This window comes from Sediminibacillus terrae (assembly GCF_009602435.1).
Taxonomy (GTDB): domain Bacteria; phylum Bacillota; class Bacilli; order Bacillales; family Amphibacillaceae; genus Sediminibacillus; species Sediminibacillus terrae.
Window position 1 is genome coordinate 66,450 of sequence record NZ_VZDQ01000021.1, and the last position, 15,056, is coordinate 81,505.

Here is a 15,056-nt window from a genome sequence, read left to right on the forward strand (position 1 = left end):
GCGATTGGTGAGTATCAACAACAATCTTTAAAATCTCTTCTAGATTAGAAAGGAATTTTTCAGTGGCCTCGAGGGAATGAGTGTGTTTTTTGCACAATGCAGGAATACCCATCACGACAGAAGGCACCACCACATTCAGTATAGAGCCTAAGATTCAGGGACACTCCTCTTTAAATTGAAAGAAAAGCGGCCTGGGGTGGAAATTGCATTCCCCTCAGGCCGCTTAAAATGCTGCTTATCCTAGTATTTCAGTTCTTCAGTGTCCCAACCCTCCTAATGGTGGGTTTAACCAGTCGGTGGTGCGGTAACATGCTCTGAAGCTTTCTCAATTGACTGTTTTCAGCAGCTGCTGTAACACTTCTGATTTTTTTGTATCACCGCTTAAAGTCGAAATTGTCTCTCCATCTTTCACAATAACAAGTGATGGATATTCACCAATTTCTTTCCTTTTCGCTGCTTCTTTTGTGGTTTTTTTACGCTCTATACTATCCAGTTGTTCAGGATAATCTTGTTTTAAGTCCCAAATGGCGGTTAAATATTCGTTTTCTATTTTGGGATTTGAATTGGTTGAATAATAAAAGACCTGATAATCACTCGGTGCGAAGCTTACTTCTTCGATTGGATGCTTCGCATTGCAACTAGTGGAAAACAAAACTAAGCCCACAAAAATCAAGGTAAGCCATCTTTGCTTAGTGATATGCCGCACCTTCCTTTTGTTTGATGTCGTATAGCTACATCATAACAAAAAAAACGCCAAAAACAGCTTTTATAACCTAATTGTTAACAAAATGAAACAGGAGCGCGAATCGTGTAACAAAATGAAATGAAAGCAACAACGGTGTGACGGAGTCAGTTTCAATTTGGACAAAAGGATGCCCGTACCTGCGTGAAGAAATATCCAATAGCATTCGATTTATCTAACAATGGGATGACGGTAAAACAGACTTTCATTCCGGATGCTTCTCGAACTTCCGTCCAAGGACGGAACCGCTTCCTTCAGGGTTGGATGAAATGCAAAAAAAACACCGAACGGGTCGAATCCCGTTCGGTGTTTGCTCTGGCGGAAACCTTTTATCCCAGCCATTGTTATCTGTTTTCTTTCTTAGGCCGGCGTAAGTCCACTGTGGCCGCTTCCTCCCGAAATGATTTGACCAGTGAGAATACGACCAAAATCATAATAATAGCAAATGGAAAAGCAGCAATGATGGAAGCTGTTTGCAACGTTTCCAGCCCCCCTTGCCACAGCAGGATAGCTGCAGCAGCCGACTGGATGATACCCCAAACAAACTTCACGCGGTTTTGTGGATTCAAACCGCCGCCTGTGGTCTGCATTCCTAGTACAAATGTTGCAGAGTCCGCAGATGTGATAAAGAAAGTACTAATCAGCAATACAGCTAAAATCGACATGATCAAGCCGAGAGGATAGGACTCCAATACTGCGAATAAAGCGATTTCTGTTCCCATGTCATTAACGTAATGAATGATGTCCTGTCCACCATAAAATTCAAGATTTATTGCAGACCCTCCGAATACAGAGAACCACAGTGCGCCGAATATAGTAGGCACTAGAAGGACGCCTAATACGAATTCCCTGATAGTCCTTCCTTTTGAAACTCTGGCAATGAAGGTACCGACAAATGGTGCCCATGCAATCCACCATGCCCAGTAGAATATCGTCCAGCCTTGAATCCAAGTGTTGTCCTGATCAAAAGGCGTTAGACGGAAACTCATGTTGACTATGTTGGCAGCATAATTACCAAGAGAAGTGGTGAATAAATCCATGATGAAATTAGTAGGTCCGGCAAATAATAGAAACAGCATTAACAGAATCGCCAATACAATATTCGTGTTACTCAGGTACTTTATTCCTTTGTTAAGCCCTGTCATGGCTGAGAGCAAATAAAGCACGGTCACGATGGCGATTATGACTAACTGTACAGTCATCGTCCGGTCTATACCCGGAAAGATGAAGGCAAGACCGCCACTGATCTGGATAGCCCCGAGACCTAGAGAAGTGGCGACACCGAAGATGGTCGCAAACACTACGATAAAATCGACAAGGGTGCCCCAGCCGCCTTTCACTTTTTCGCCGAATAATGGCTCTAGAATGGAACTTACCAGACCGGGAGCGCCTTTCCTGAATTTGAAATAGGCAAGAGCCAGGGCAATGACAGCATAGATTCCCCAAGGGTGCAGTCCCCAGTGGAAGAAGCTGTAACGCATTGCTGTGCGGGCAGCTTCGGCAGAACCCTCGCTAATATTTCCGTCTGGTGGAGTGTGAAAATGGGAAAGTGGCTCGGCAGCTCCCCAGAAGACTAATCCTATGCCCATTCCGGCACTGAAGAGCATGGCAAACCAGGTTAAGTAATTATACTCTGGGCGATCTTCGGGTTTACCAAGCCGTATGTTTCCGTACTTGGAAAAAATAAGGAAAATCGCAAACACCAGGAATCCAGTAGCTGATAATAAATAGAACCAGCCGAACTTTTCAACGATAAACCCTTGGATGGAACTAGTCACATTATCTAAATTGCCATTAGGCAAGACACTATCCGGAACCAAGCCCCAGACGATAAAAATGATAGCTACAGCAAGGGAAATATAAAAAACTCTGGTAATTTTATTCATTTTTTCTCGTTCCTTTCCTTTATTATTTTTTTAATGAACTCTTTGCTGTTTATAAAACCACAATTATTTATTAAAACATAATTTGTCCATCTTTCAAAATGGTTTGCTGTTTCTTGGTGTCAAGGAATGGTCTTAATATGTCCATCTTTTTGTAGGTGATTCTTTGGTATGGGGGGAAGAGAAGAGAGTCCGCTTCGTCAAAACTCGACAAAAAATTGTGCATAAAATAAGAGTACCCCTGTCAGCTTTGCTTTAAACACCTTTAAAAATCCTTCTTTTTCACTAGAAAATTCTTGTTTGGAGTGGTTCCCAACTTTTAGTCGATTATTTATAATAAAGAGACAGGATATGACAAACAGCAGGAGGTTTAACGGTGAAAAAACGCATATTCATTTGGATGGGAATAATCAGTCTGCTTATTGTTGCCGGCTGCAGTCAATTGTCTACTTCGGCAGGAGATGACAAAGACAAACAACATACGGAAAAAAAAGAAGATGTCGAGGAACAGTCAAAGGAGACAGATGTGCAAGAAAATCAGGCGAAAACCGATACGGATAAAAGCAAGAAATCAGAACAAGCAACGGCCCAACATGAAAAGGAATCGGATGACAGGACCGAAAAGCCTCAATATGAACTGACAGATAACTGGTCGATTCAACCTATCGATGATCAAGCAAAAGAAAACGTAGTGCTGTTGACCATTGACGATGCACCAGACAAGCATGCACTTGAAATGGCTAACACGTTGAAAGAATTAGATGCCAAAGCAATATTCTTCGTCAACGGGCACTTTTTGGAGAGAGAAGAACAAAAGAAAATATTAAAGAAAATACATGATATGGGATTTTTAATTGGCAACCATACATACCATCATCAGGCTTTGGTCGATGCGACGAAGGAGGAGCAAAAAAAAGAAATTGTCAGTTTGAATGATTTAATTGAAGAGATCATTGGAGAAAGACCGAAATTTTTCAGGGCGCCTAATGGCCAGAATACTGATTATTCAAAGCAGATCGCCAAAGAGGAAGGGATGCTTCTTATGAATTGGTCTTATGGCTATGACTGGAATGAGGAGTATATGGATGAAGATGCGCTTGCTGATATAATGGTGAATACCGAACTATTGGGTAACGGGTCAAATCTGCTGATGCATGACCGTGAATGGACCGCCAAGGCTCTGGAAGAGATCGTGTCAGGTTTGCGGGGAAAAGGATATGAAATTGTCGATCCAGGATTAATAAAAACCGCGGACGAATAGAGTTTCTGCTCTTTAAAAAACAAGAGCCTGGGAAAAAGCATCGTGACCAAAATGAAAACCGAACGATCATTCGTTCGGTTTTTTTGATGAGCTAAAAGCAAATGCTATGAAAAGTGCAACGTTCCACTCCGGCAAGGTACTTCGCTTTCCGCGGGCACGGCTTCAGCTAACTTGGCAAAGAATATCGCTTTGCCAAGTGGATCTTCAGCTCACGCTCATCCCGCTGGAGTCTGCGTACCTTGCCTCCGTTGAAGGAGAGACCTTCTCTTCAGATGTGTTTTCCGTGTTGCCCTATTTCTGTTACAGATAGAAAGCTGAGCTGCGTGGAAACCGCTTATTTATGCTATTATCAGATTGTAAAGAATAAAGGAACTCCCATGCTGATGTCACTGTTTAGATACCTATCAGCCAATAGAAGAATACGGTTTATCTTGTCTTGAACATGTGGAAAATCAGAGCACAAAAACGTAGCGATTCGAAGCACGTATCAAACAACAGGATAATAAGAAAATATACAAATAAAACCGAACGAATTTGATTGGCATTTGGAATTCGCTCGGTTTTTGCTTTGTTGGTCATATTTTGTCCCGGACACTTGTATTTAGCGATTACCTGAAGGCTTTATGTTCTTTTATCACACGGATGGAATGTAAGGTTTCGTCTTCAAGTCCTTGAACAGGCAGCCCTGTTTTCAAATTTTCCTGGATATATCGGATGTTTTCTGCGGTAATGATTTCTCCAGGTATGAAAATCGGAATGCCCGGTGGATATACCATGATGGATTCAGCACTGATGCGGCCGGACGCTTCCAGGAACGGAATGACTTCAGTATCAGCATAAAAAGCGTCGCGTGGCGACATGGATAAAAGCGGTATTTCAGGTATTTTAACAGGAACACTTTTCTGAATGGCGTAACCGCTGCGTTCCCATGCCAGTTTATCCAAGGCTTCGACAAGAGCTTCTGTTTCTTTTTTCTTGTCCCCAGGAGTAATGATACAGAGAATGTTATACATATCCGACAATTCCACTTCAATCCGATAATGCTTTCTAAGCCACCCTTCTACATCATATCCGGTAAGACCTAAGTTTTTAACAGAGATGATCAGTTTGGTCGGATCGTAATCAAATGTGGCCTCGCTGCCAAGTATTTCACTGCCCACACAGTAAAGGTTCGGGATCCGATTAATAGCGTCTCTTGTCAAGTTTGCCAAATGAATGGTCTCGTCGATGAGTGCTTGTCCATTTACTGCAAGATGCTTTCGGGCAGCGTCAATCGAAGCAAGAAGCAGATAAGAAGTAGACGTGGTGGTGAGCATCGAGAGGACACTCTGGACCCTTTCATGGGAGACCAAGCCTTCTCTAAGGTTAAGTACAGAACTTTGGGTGAGCGATCCTCCCAGTTTATGAACACTCGTGGCGGCCAAGTCTGCGCCTGCATCCATTGCAGACAAGGGAAGGTCGTTGTGAAAATGAATGTGGACGCCGTGTGCTTCATCGACCAAGACTGGTACCTCGAAGGAGTGGGCTATCCCGACAATTCTTTTTAAATCGGCAGCAATACCAAAATAGGTTGGATTGATCACCAACACTCCTTTGGCATCAGGATTGGCGCTTAACGCCTTTTCTACAGCTTCAGGTGTGATGCCGTGGGAAATTCCGAGTTCTTTATCCACTTCCGGATGGATGAAAACTGGAGTGGCACCAGAAAAGATAATGGCAGTCGTTACCGATTTGTGAATATTTCGCGGAACGATAATTTTGTCGCCAGGTCCACAAACGCTTAAAACCATTGTCATAATAGCGCCGCTGGTTCCTTGGACGGAGAAAAAAGTATAATCAGCAGAAAAAGCTTCGGCAGCAAGCTCTTGGGCTTTTTTGATCATTCCTTGTGGGTGATGGAGATCATCAAGTGGTTCTATATTGATCAAATCAATACCGAGAGCATTATCCCCAATGAATGCCCGGAAATCTGGATTCATTCCAACGCCTTTTTTGTGGCCGGGGATGTGGAATTGTATGGGATTCCGGTTCATATGATTCACTAGTCCAGTAAATAATGGAGTTTGTTCCTGTGATGTCATAATTCAAAACACACCTCTTTATAACGCTTTATAAATAGCTCTATTTTAATCAAATCCTTCCGCTCACTCCACAGAGTGCGCAGTGTATGAGAAATTATAGCAAAACAATGGAAGAATCGCTACTTTTAGAAAAACGGGGAACGACATGATAGGATAAAGGGAAAGGAGGAGGGATAGCATGAATTGGGATACCCGGGTGACGGAGTTATTGGGAATAGAATATCCAATCATTCAGGGAGGGCTTGCTTATTTAGCTTATGCGGACTTGGCCGCGGCTGTTTCTGAAGCAGGTGGACTAGGACAAATAACGGCCATGAGCCTTGCAGATAAGACTCGTTTGCAGCAGGAAATAAGAAAAGTGAGGAAAAAAACCGGGAGACCGTTTGGCGTCAATTTTTCCATAGGGCAGCAGCGCCGTCCGTTTGAGGGGATGGTACAAACGGCAGTTGATGAAAAGGTGCCCGTTATAACGGTGACAGGAGGAAATCCAGAACCAGTATTGAGAATGACGAAAGGGACAGGGATCAAAACAATGGTGCTCGTAGCAGCCAAACGACAGGCACAAAAAGCGGAGCAATTGGGAGCAGACGCGGTAATGGTGGTCGGCCAGGAAGGTGGCGGACATATCGGAAGGCAAGACACAGGAACATTCGTTTTGATTCCGGAAGTAGTGGAAGCAGTATCCATTCCTGTAATCGCCTCTGGAGGGATAGGAGACGGAAAAGGACTGATGGCGGCCTTGGCTTTAGGTGCAGAAGGGGTGGAAATGGGGACAAGATTTATCGCCACCCAAGAATGTATTCATGCACATCCGGCATATAAAAAAGCGTTATTAGAGGCAGGAGATCGTGATACTGTGGTCATCAAGCGATCGCTTGGCGCTCCTGCAAGAGCACTACGCAATAAATGGACGGAAAAGATATTGGAATTGGAGCAAGAGGCTCCTGGATATGAAGTTTTGCAGCCTTATATAAGTGGTGAAGCGAACAAGCGATTCATATACGAAGGAGAGGGCTCAAACGGATTTGGATGGGGTGGTCAAATTTCGGCAAGAATAGACGATATCCCCAGCGTGAAAAATTTAATCATGAGAATGATCGGCGAGGCGTCCGACATTCGAAGATCATGGAGTGTAGGGAAGGAGAATGATCTGTGAATTACAGTTATCCAATTGAAGAAACATGGACTAAAGAGGAAATCATCGATGTAGTGAATTTTTATTCCTTGGTGGAGCAGGCGTATGAGAGTGGTGTGAAACGGGAAGATTTGATGCTCGCATATACCCGATTTAAACAGATTGTTCCTTCAAAAAGTGAAGAAAAACAGCTTTGTGGAAAGTTCGAAAAAGATTCCGGTTACTCTTGTTACCGAACCATAAAAAGTGCAAAGGAAGCAGCGAATGGAGAAAATATAAAAATGTAAAGTACATAGGCTGGATCGTGGAAATAGGCCATACAGGCTTGCCCCTGATGCCTCTACATAAAATTTGTTGTGGTTTTCGGTCACCCGTCAGATGGGATTTGTCAATTCCTCATGAAAGGTTATTCCGGTCACGATCTAAACAGCTTTTTTTAAACCACTTAAAAAACTGTTCTCTGTCAAATGTGGTGGTGTGATTTTTCACTCCACCCTCTCTTTATCGAAAGGCTCACTCCAAAAAATAGCTATTTCCCCAATAAACTCGCTTGAGCCTCCTCGCAAAGCCCGCTGTGGGGTCCCGGTCGTCCGTATTTCCGCGGTAGTCTCGCTTAGTTCCTCTGCTGCGCTATCCCTTTCTTTTTTCCGTTGGTGTCGCAACTTTCAGGTAACAAAGAGAGAGGGAATGAGTGTGATTTTTTGCCTTGTTCGATTCCGCATACCGGTAGGGGACACCATCCCATTCAGTATAGAGCCAAAAAACCGGACGGTTTCGAAGTTTAGAATTTCGATACCGTCCGGTTCTTGCTTTCGGTCAAGATAGATTTGTACCGACCGTTTTTTCACTGTTTATTATACAGGACGAGCAGAATCTCAGATCAGGTCGTCAGTTGTCGCCCCGACTTTCCACAGCAAGCTTATAAAACGGCAACAAGGTGTCACAAGTCCGCTTTACTTCCTTGATGAATTTGTTTCCATCTTTTGCAATGGGACTGTCTGGAGCTATATGTTTACCTACTAGAAACTCTGCCTTTTTCACATCTCTGAATCTGATCAGATTTTCTTCGCTTAAATCGGAAATGGGCAGTGCCGCCTTTTTTGTATGATCAAGTGAGACGACAAAATCTTCCGTTAGCTGTTTCAAAGCATCATATTCATCCAGGAATGTTTTTGCAATGGTTTGTTTTTCCGGAAGTTCATAAATCAATGCCAGCCATATAAATACATGATCATCAAACAACCCGACCTGAAAATGAGGGTGTTTCTTGTACCCTCTTTTGTTGGCGGCTACCGCCAGCCAGGTATCTGCAGGTGGATTGACAGATCTTCGCGCGTGTTGTGCTATATGTAAGAACATTTCGTTCCCAAGTTGAGCCGATAGGTGTTCTGTCAATTCATCGCCTATCAGTTGAAACTTCGGCTGGATACGTTCTCTGATTGCTTCCATACGGGCATCCAATCCTTCGATATCAAATGTGGCGAAATCTTCTCTCGTAAAACCATTAAAGTCCATATTACGCTCTTCCTTCCATTCTTTTGCTGTTTTTATTTTACCATAGTAATCAGACAGAACAAACGGAACAGCCTGTGTTTAAAGGGGTGGACAGAGGGGTAATAAAAAATTAACAAAATGATAAAGCTAACTTAGCAGGAAAATAAACGACCATAAACCAAAGGGAAGGGGATAAAATGAAATACGTAATGGAAGCAATTAAAAAACGAGAAGCAGAAGAAAAACTTCCGGCAATCAAATTGGAAATCGATTATGAACTAATTACATTGTACGATGCCATGAAAAGTGAAGATGAGAAAGCAATGGATAATTCCAAACAACGATTGAATGAATTGCGCCGGGAAATGCTTGCATTGTCTTAAAAGGAATGAGCTTATGCTCGTTCTTTTTTATGCTTTTTTCAAGGAAGCTGTATTTGAAAGGGTCGGAAATTAATGGAAATAACAGGTGCTGATTGCTTTTCCTTTGTTTCGTTTCCGGTCGGGTAGGCAGCTGCCAAAAGACAGTATGGACGGTTTATTTCTTGGAAGGCAAAACTGCGTGGAAAAGAGAGAATTCTATTGAGTATCTCCGAACCTTTTCTTGTCCGAAGATGGAGAATGGCAGAATACCAGCCTGGAAATCTGACGTATTTTTCTTTAGAATAAAGAAAGATATAGGCCGGATGGGCATTCACCATCATGATGCTGTGTTAGGCAAATACGAAAAAAGGTGTGTTAGGTATGAAACGAGACGATAGACAAAAGCTGTTTGATACAGCGAAACAGTGGGTCATGGAAGCAGGAGAGAATATACGGGCAGCGATAGATGAGCCGTTGAGAATTGACACCAAATCCAACGCAAATGATTTGGTGACACATATGGACCAACAGACGGAGCAGTTTTTCACGGAGAAAATCAGAAGGGAATTCCCTGAACATTCTATACTTAGTGAAGAAGGATATGGAGATGACTTAAATAGTGATAAAGGGGTCATCTGGATTATCGATCCTATTGACGGAACAATGAATTTCGTCCATCAAAAACGCAACTTTGCCATTTCCGTTGGAATTTACCAAGACGGAGTCGGGGAAATTGGATTGATTTACAATGTGATGGATGATGTCCTTTATGCTGCCATGCGAGGCGAGGGGGCATACCGGAACGAAAAAAAACTTCCTCGATTAAAGCAAGAGCTTCCATTGGAGGAAGCGATTCTAATCCTTAACAATTTTTGGACATGTCCGAACCATAAAATAGAAGAAACCAAAATGCAGTCTCTAGTTAAAAAAGTCAGAGGCACAAGATCATATGGTTCTGCTGCATTGGAACTCGCTTATGTAGCCGAAGGAATAGCTGACTGTTACTTGACGATGAAGCTGGCACCATGGGATATTGCCGGTGGTATGGTTTTGGTCAACGAAGTTGGCGGTTTGACGACGAAAGCTGATGGAAGACCGATCAATATACTGGAACAAAACACTCTTTTATCCTGTAATGCTGAAATTCAACAGGAGTTAGTGGGAGAGTATATCAAGCTAAAATAAAATAGGCTCTCTGAAAATGCGGTGGTGGGATTTTCATTTCCACCGCTTGCTTTATCTTTAGATTCAATCCGGGGACATACGATTTCCCTCCAGTCGCAGAGAAAATAAATCCACCTCCTGCGGACGGATGTTCGAGTCTTCTGGTATAAGCCGTTGCGGGGTCTCGCCGCCCGTTTCTCTAAAGAAAAAGAGGCGAACTTTTTCCACGACAAGTAAAAATCATCAGCAATTTAGTCTTATGCTGATGATTCCCCTTCATCCTGTCCTATGGAATTGTTCCTCATTGAGTATGGTTGGCATGAGTCAGGAAAACGACTGCCTTCTCCGTTTTCTTGCCAGCCCGAACCCCATCAATAGAAAGCCTGCCAGAATAAACAAAACCATAAGCAAATAGTTCCGGAATCCAATGGCAATACCTGCCGCTACGAAACTTGCTATAACTAGGACTGCCAACAGCAGCATCGGCAACTGAATTTTTTTCATGACTCTCACCCCTAATCTTCTAAAATTAAGTATAACGGAATTTCCTGTAAATGAAAATGGTCTTTTCTAATGCTAGCACAGAGAATGATGTTCTAGTATGATAGATAAGGGAGTGATTCGGAAAGAAGGAGTGAAAAAGGTGGAGGAAACAAATGAAGCAATCGATATAGGCAACAATTTGCCTATTGTCGATTTTCTGTTTAATACGGCGGCAAACGGCGACCTCCTGATTGGTTTTCTTTTGTTGTATTTGACAATTGGCATCCTGCTGGCTATTAGTTATAAATTGGGTTTTGCAAGAAAATTGCCGCTGCTTAAATCTATAATTGTCTATGTGTTTTTATTTATCGGAGCTTTTATCATTGCGATGCTCGGTCTTAAACTTCCGATGGCAGAGTGTCTGGTCATTATAGCGCTGGTGCTTGGGATTTATCGTTTCCGGCTGGCTCAAGACCGAAAACGGCGGAAGAACCAGACTGAAAGCAATTAAAAAAAGAAGGAACGTACCTGCTGCCTGTAGAGCGGTCCGTTCCTTCTTTTTGTATTAAATCAGGCTGTTTTTTTTCTTCTTTTCTTTGTATAACTTGAAATTTCCCGTGGCGTGTCGCTTGTTTGTGTTTTTTTCTACTCTATCATAGCAACTTTGACAAATATACATATGAATTCGGCGGTTTCTTAACCTTTTCGCCTGCAAGCAGTTGCTGTCTATATTTTCAATGATGTCACATAAGACACATTTTACTTTCATAACATTATCACCTCACGGTAACTCTTTCTATCATTGTAACATAGGTGATGGACAGACTTCTAATCCTTTTTCAAATAAACTGGCTAAACAGAAAGGGGCGGTCCGGAAATACGGGGTTCCTCCTCTGTCCAAAAAGGAAAGACCCCGTATTGAACCTTCACTGATTTAATTGTTGATTGGACTGATCATTCTCGATATCGTCTAATTTCTGTTGATCCTTTTTAGGTATTACTTCTTTATTTTGATCGGGTTCTTCAGGCTGATCATCATTGATGGGTATTTCCGGCATATATCTGCCGACCACTGCTGAAAGCTCGTCGACAAACCCCTGGACAGGATGACCCTGTTGGATTTTGTCAGCCATGTGCCTGATTCGTTCCATCCCGTCGGCGTCTGCGATGACAACTGCTGTTTTTCCGTATGGATCATGATGGAGCGCTTCCGCAACAGAGTATTTAATGGTACTGACACGTGAACGATCCAAATCTTTATCCACATCTATTCCCACTACCGCATAGGGACCGGCAACCACTGAAGATGCATCATTTACGTTCGGGACATCTGCAGCCAGGCTTGCCAAATGATCCGCTATCTCTTGGTTGGTATAGTTTTTTTGCTGGCCATCTCCTGGGTCAGAGTTTTCCACTTGGATGGTCGGATCCTGGTTCTCCTGATCAGGCAAGCTTTCTTCCTGCTGACAGCCAATCAATACGAGACCTAGCGACAAAATACTTGCACATAGGAAAATAAACCGTGAAAACATAAGGGCACTCCTCCTTTTACTCCTATCTTCTCAATTCCTGCACAGTTTATGCATGGTAAGAGAAATGCGAGGTGTATGGGATATCCTGATTGACAACTGGATGGAAAGAGGAGGGGCGGGAAAAAACGAGCGATAACTGGACACCATGTTTTTGTTCCAGCTGCAACTTTGTTGATGGTTTTTCGGAAGGTTGTGAGAAGAGGTGGGAAAAACATGGCTGACTTGATAAATGAGGGGGGGAGAAACAAAAGAAGGATATAAGTGGAATCCTCAATGGGAAGAAGGAGGTGAGTCATTCAGAGCGATCTGCTGATGCCCACCTGTCTTCCGAGGATTTAGTGCCCGCATCCAGGTTGTTACAGTCAACGTTTATCGATCGAGCAATAAAAAGCAAGTATTCAATATATGCATTGCCTTTCGTTCCGTTTGTTTATTCAATGATTATTTTGGTTACACCTTTAATCGGTTCTTGCCGATTAGAACCATCTGCAAAATAAACATGGACAGGTCCATTGTCTTTAATCGGTTTTCCATTTTCGGCAAACAAGAACAATGAATCTTTTAAAAGGGATAAAGAGATGACTTTTTCCTGGTTGTTTAAAACAAGTCTTGCCTGGTTCGCATCTGATTCTATTTCTGCTGTTTCGAGAAAGTCTTTGATGGGCATGAGATAGGTTCCCTTCAGGATTTGTTCTTTCTCGAACCGATTGATGCTTCTATTTACCGGTGGTTTACTGCTTTGCTGGTTGATTTCACGCTCCCAGCGGGTCGAAGCCTGCTTCAATACTTCCTCTGAATCTTCTTCAGGGTTGTCATTCGAAGCGGTGAATGCACTTTCCATTTCTATTTTTCGGTCATCAAAAATCCACACAGTGGGATCCAATGTGATTTGATAATTTACTTTTCCCGTAAGCTGGACAATCATCTGTACCAGTCCCTTTCTGTCTCTTTTATAGTATTCGTTTACAAGAATAGCAGACTTGATGTTGAATTTCATCTTTTCAGTAAATTGTATCCGTTAGATAAATTAATTCGGCAAAGAGAAGATATTTCTGTTCTTACCTTGCATTTTTTTCGGACAACAGCTAATATAAATAGAAGAGAGTCTGGTAAATGGAGGGGATTTTGTGATACCTGAAGTGGCTGTTAGCAATCGTGATAAAGCCTATGCCCTTCTAGAGGCTGATGCAAATAAAATATTGAAATTGATTAAAGTACAAATGGATAATCTGACGATGCCTCAGTGTCCTTTATATGAAGAGGTTTTAGATACGCAAATGTTTGGCTTGTCGCGTGAAATTGATTTTGCTGTCCGCTTGAACCTGGTCAGCGAGGAAGATGGCAAAGCATTGCTGGAAAATCTCGAAAGACAATTGAACGTGTTGCATGAAGCAGCCCAAAAATCGTAGAGAAGGACGGCCGAATACTGTCCTCATAAGAGGAAAACCTTTGCCAAAACCGGCGGGGTTTTTTTGTTACTTGTACAAAACTATGCAGCTGTACCTATATATAATCATTCTTCCCTGTGATATATTTTATATAACTGTGAAGTTAGTATAAAAGGGTTTTGGTTATCAATACATAGTTAGGAGTCATCACATTGAAACAGAAATGGAAAGATTTAGATTTCACGCTCTTTATAACCCCGTTGCTATTGACTGCATTCGGTATTGTGATGATTTACAGTGCCAGTATGGTAATTGCAGTTGTTAAGAATGAAGTACCCAGCAATTATTTCATGATCCGGCAGCTAATGTGGTTCGGCCTTGGCCTGATTTTTTATTTGTTTTGCAGCATGTTTGCATACCGTCATTACCAAAAGCTCATCAAGCCAATGATTATTGTTATAGTTCTATTGTTGATTGCTGTTCTCCTTTTCGGAAGAGAGACGAACTATGCGAAATCCTGGCTGGATATTGGCCCCTTTGGATTCCAACCGTCTGAACTGGCTAAGTTGGGATTGATCATATACCTGGCGTCGGCTTATTCCAAAAAGCAGCAGTATATCGACGATTTTTTTAAAGCGGTACTGCCGCCCTTAGTCATGACGGGAATTATCCTGGCATTGATCATCAAACAACCGGATATTGGTACAGCCGGAGTGATTCTTTTGATAGCTGCCACAGTCATATTCAGTTCGGGGATAAAATTCCGTCATCTTTTCCTTTTGGGGGGGACAGTCATTGTCATTATTGGATTGGCAGCTACCCAAATGGTTACTCCTGAACGGATTTCACGATTTACTGGCGCCTATCAGCCGTTTGACGATCCTGACCTGAACGGCTTCCATCTCATTCAGTCCTATTTGGCCATTGGTACAGGTGGGATAACGGGACAAGGGCTTGGACAAGGTATCCAAAAGCTCGGCTATCTCCCAGAACCGCACACGGATTTCATCATGGCTGTAATTGCAGAGGAGTTAGGGTTCCTCGGCGTCATCGTTGTTCTTGGGATGCTTGCGGCGATTGTACTTCGTGGGTTATACATCGCGAATCAATGCAGAGACAGTTTTGGCTCTCTGTTGGCAATCGGTATTTCTTCGATGATCGGCATTCAGGCATTTATTAATCTCGGTGCTATTAGCGGGCTATTGCCGATAACCGGAGTGACTTTGCCATTTGTCAGTTATGGAGGTTCCTCTTTGCTGATTCTGTTGATTTCCACAGGAATACTCAACAATATTGCCAAATCTGTCCGGGCAAATGAGCAAAGGATGACCAAAGAAACCATACCAGATGAAAAAGAGTACGAAAAAAACAGAAGAACAGTGAGACAACGCAGGACCTGGTCGCAATCGCAGTAATAATAATGTACTGGGAGAGAATACAAAACTACTTGAAAAAGCACCCTTTCCAACTCGGGAAAGGGTGCTTTTCTTGGTGTCCGGAAAGGATATTGATAAGTGTCTATGGATATTAA

Annotated in this window: 16 protein-coding genes; 8 read left to right on the forward strand and 8 right to left on the reverse strand. The window is 42.6% G+C overall.

Features of this window, described 5'->3' with window-relative positions:
- Positions 1 to 325: 325 nt before the first annotated feature.
- Entirely contained in the window at positions 326 to 673 is a 348-nt protein-coding gene (locus tag F6X55_RS06375; RefSeq protein ID WP_026570502.1) for a hypothetical protein, read from the reverse strand.
- 413 nt (positions 674 to 1,086) lie between these two features.
- A complete protein-coding gene (locus F6X55_RS06380; RefSeq protein ID WP_026570501.1) occupies positions 1,087 to 2,628 on the reverse strand; it encodes a glycine betaine uptake BCCT transporter in 1,542 nt (513 codons plus the stop codon).
- Between the two features lie 373 nt (positions 2,629 to 3,001).
- Between F6X55_RS06380 and F6X55_RS06385 the strand changes: the two genes are divergently transcribed.
- The gene (locus F6X55_RS06385) at positions 3,002 to 3,886 is read left to right on the forward strand and encodes a polysaccharide deacetylase family protein (protein WP_237648611.1); all 885 of its coding nucleotides are present in this window, start codon (positions 3,002 to 3,004) and stop codon (positions 3,884 to 3,886) included.
- A gap of 608 nt (positions 3,887 to 4,494) precedes the next feature.
- Here F6X55_RS06385 and F6X55_RS06390 read toward each other — a convergent pair.
- Positions 4,495 to 5,967 (reverse strand): aminotransferase class I/II-fold pyridoxal phosphate-dependent enzyme, encoded by a 1,473-nt coding sequence (locus tag F6X55_RS06390; protein ID WP_153462481.1) that lies wholly within the window; start codon positions 5,965 to 5,967, stop codon positions 4,495 to 4,497.
- A gap of 178 nt (positions 5,968 to 6,145) precedes the next feature.
- Here F6X55_RS06390 and F6X55_RS06395 point away from each other — a divergent pair, with 178 nt between their 5' ends.
- On the forward strand, positions 6,146 to 7,123 hold the full coding sequence (locus tag F6X55_RS06395; RefSeq protein WP_026570498.1) for an NAD(P)H-dependent flavin oxidoreductase: 978 nt from the start codon (positions 6,146 to 6,148) through the stop codon (positions 7,121 to 7,123).
- Complete coding sequence (locus tag F6X55_RS06400; protein WP_026570497.1) at positions 7,120 to 7,389, forward strand: UPF0223 family protein; 270 nt, start codon at positions 7,120 to 7,122, stop codon at positions 7,387 to 7,389. Before F6X55_RS06395 ends, F6X55_RS06400 begins: the two co-directional genes overlap by 4 nt.
- A 601-nt stretch (positions 7,390 to 7,990) precedes the next feature.
- Here F6X55_RS06400 and F6X55_RS06405 read toward each other — a convergent pair.
- Positions 7,991 to 8,617, reverse strand: a complete 627-nt coding sequence (locus tag F6X55_RS06405) for a YktB family protein (RefSeq protein WP_153462482.1) — start codon at positions 8,615 to 8,617, stop codon at positions 7,991 to 7,993.
- A 176-nt stretch (positions 8,618 to 8,793) separates the two neighbouring features.
- Here F6X55_RS06405 and F6X55_RS06410 point away from each other — a divergent pair, with 176 nt between their 5' ends.
- Together F6X55_RS06410 and F6X55_RS06415 are read left to right on the forward strand one after the other, a co-directional pair.
- Positions 8,794 to 8,979, forward strand: a complete 186-nt coding sequence (locus F6X55_RS06410) for a hypothetical protein (protein WP_026570496.1) — start codon at positions 8,794 to 8,796, stop codon at positions 8,977 to 8,979.
- A 360-nt stretch (positions 8,980 to 9,339) separates the two neighbouring features.
- Positions 9,340 to 10,143 carry an inositol monophosphatase family protein gene (locus tag F6X55_RS06415; RefSeq protein ID WP_026570495.1) on the forward strand — a complete coding sequence of 268 codons (804 nt, stop codon included), beginning with the start codon at positions 9,340 to 9,342 and terminating at the stop codon, positions 10,141 to 10,143.
- Between the two features lie 303 nt (positions 10,144 to 10,446).
- Here F6X55_RS06415 and F6X55_RS06420 read toward each other — a convergent pair whose 3' ends face one another.
- A complete protein-coding gene (locus tag F6X55_RS06420) occupies positions 10,447 to 10,626 on the reverse strand; it encodes a DUF5325 family protein (protein ID WP_026570494.1) in 180 nt (59 codons plus the stop codon).
- Positions 10,627 to 10,765: 139 nt separating this feature from the next.
- On the opposite strand from F6X55_RS06420, the gene F6X55_RS06425 reads away from it, so the two are divergent.
- Positions 10,766 to 11,116, forward strand: coding sequence for a YlaH-like family protein (locus F6X55_RS06425; RefSeq protein WP_235162448.1), 351 nt, complete (start codon positions 10,766 to 10,768; stop codon positions 11,114 to 11,116).
- Positions 11,117 to 11,170: 54 nt separating this feature from the next.
- Here the strand turns inward: F6X55_RS06425 and F6X55_RS06430 are convergent, their stop codons facing one another.
- From F6X55_RS06430 to F6X55_RS06440, 3 genes are all read right to left on the reverse strand, one after another.
- Positions 11,171 to 11,374: a YlaI family protein gene (locus F6X55_RS06430; RefSeq protein WP_081704524.1), complete on the reverse strand. Its 204-nt coding sequence runs from the start codon at positions 11,372 to 11,374 to the stop codon at positions 11,171 to 11,173.
- Between the two features lie 157 nt (positions 11,375 to 11,531).
- Positions 11,532 to 12,137 (reverse strand): YhcN/YlaJ family sporulation lipoprotein, encoded by a 606-nt coding sequence (locus F6X55_RS06435; protein ID WP_153462484.1) that lies wholly within the window; start codon positions 12,135 to 12,137, stop codon positions 11,532 to 11,534.
- 430 nt (positions 12,138 to 12,567) lie between these two features.
- The gene (locus F6X55_RS06440) at positions 12,568 to 13,062 is read right to left on the reverse strand and encodes a hypothetical protein (RefSeq protein WP_026570492.1); all 495 of its coding nucleotides are present in this window, start codon (positions 13,060 to 13,062) and stop codon (positions 12,568 to 12,570) included.
- Positions 13,063 to 13,264: 202 nt separating this feature from the next.
- On the opposite strand from F6X55_RS06440, the gene F6X55_RS06445 reads away from it, so the two are divergent.
- The gene (locus F6X55_RS06445; RefSeq protein ID WP_026570491.1) at positions 13,265 to 13,546 is read left to right on the forward strand and encodes an Fpa/YlaN family protein; all 282 of its coding nucleotides are present in this window, start codon (positions 13,265 to 13,267) and stop codon (positions 13,544 to 13,546) included.
- Between the two features lie 191 nt (positions 13,547 to 13,737).
- A complete protein-coding gene (ftsW, locus tag F6X55_RS06450; RefSeq protein WP_026771405.1) occupies positions 13,738 to 14,940 on the forward strand; it encodes a putative lipid II flippase FtsW in 1,203 nt (400 codons plus the stop codon).
- The last annotated feature ends 116 nt before the right edge of the window (positions 14,941 to 15,056 follow it).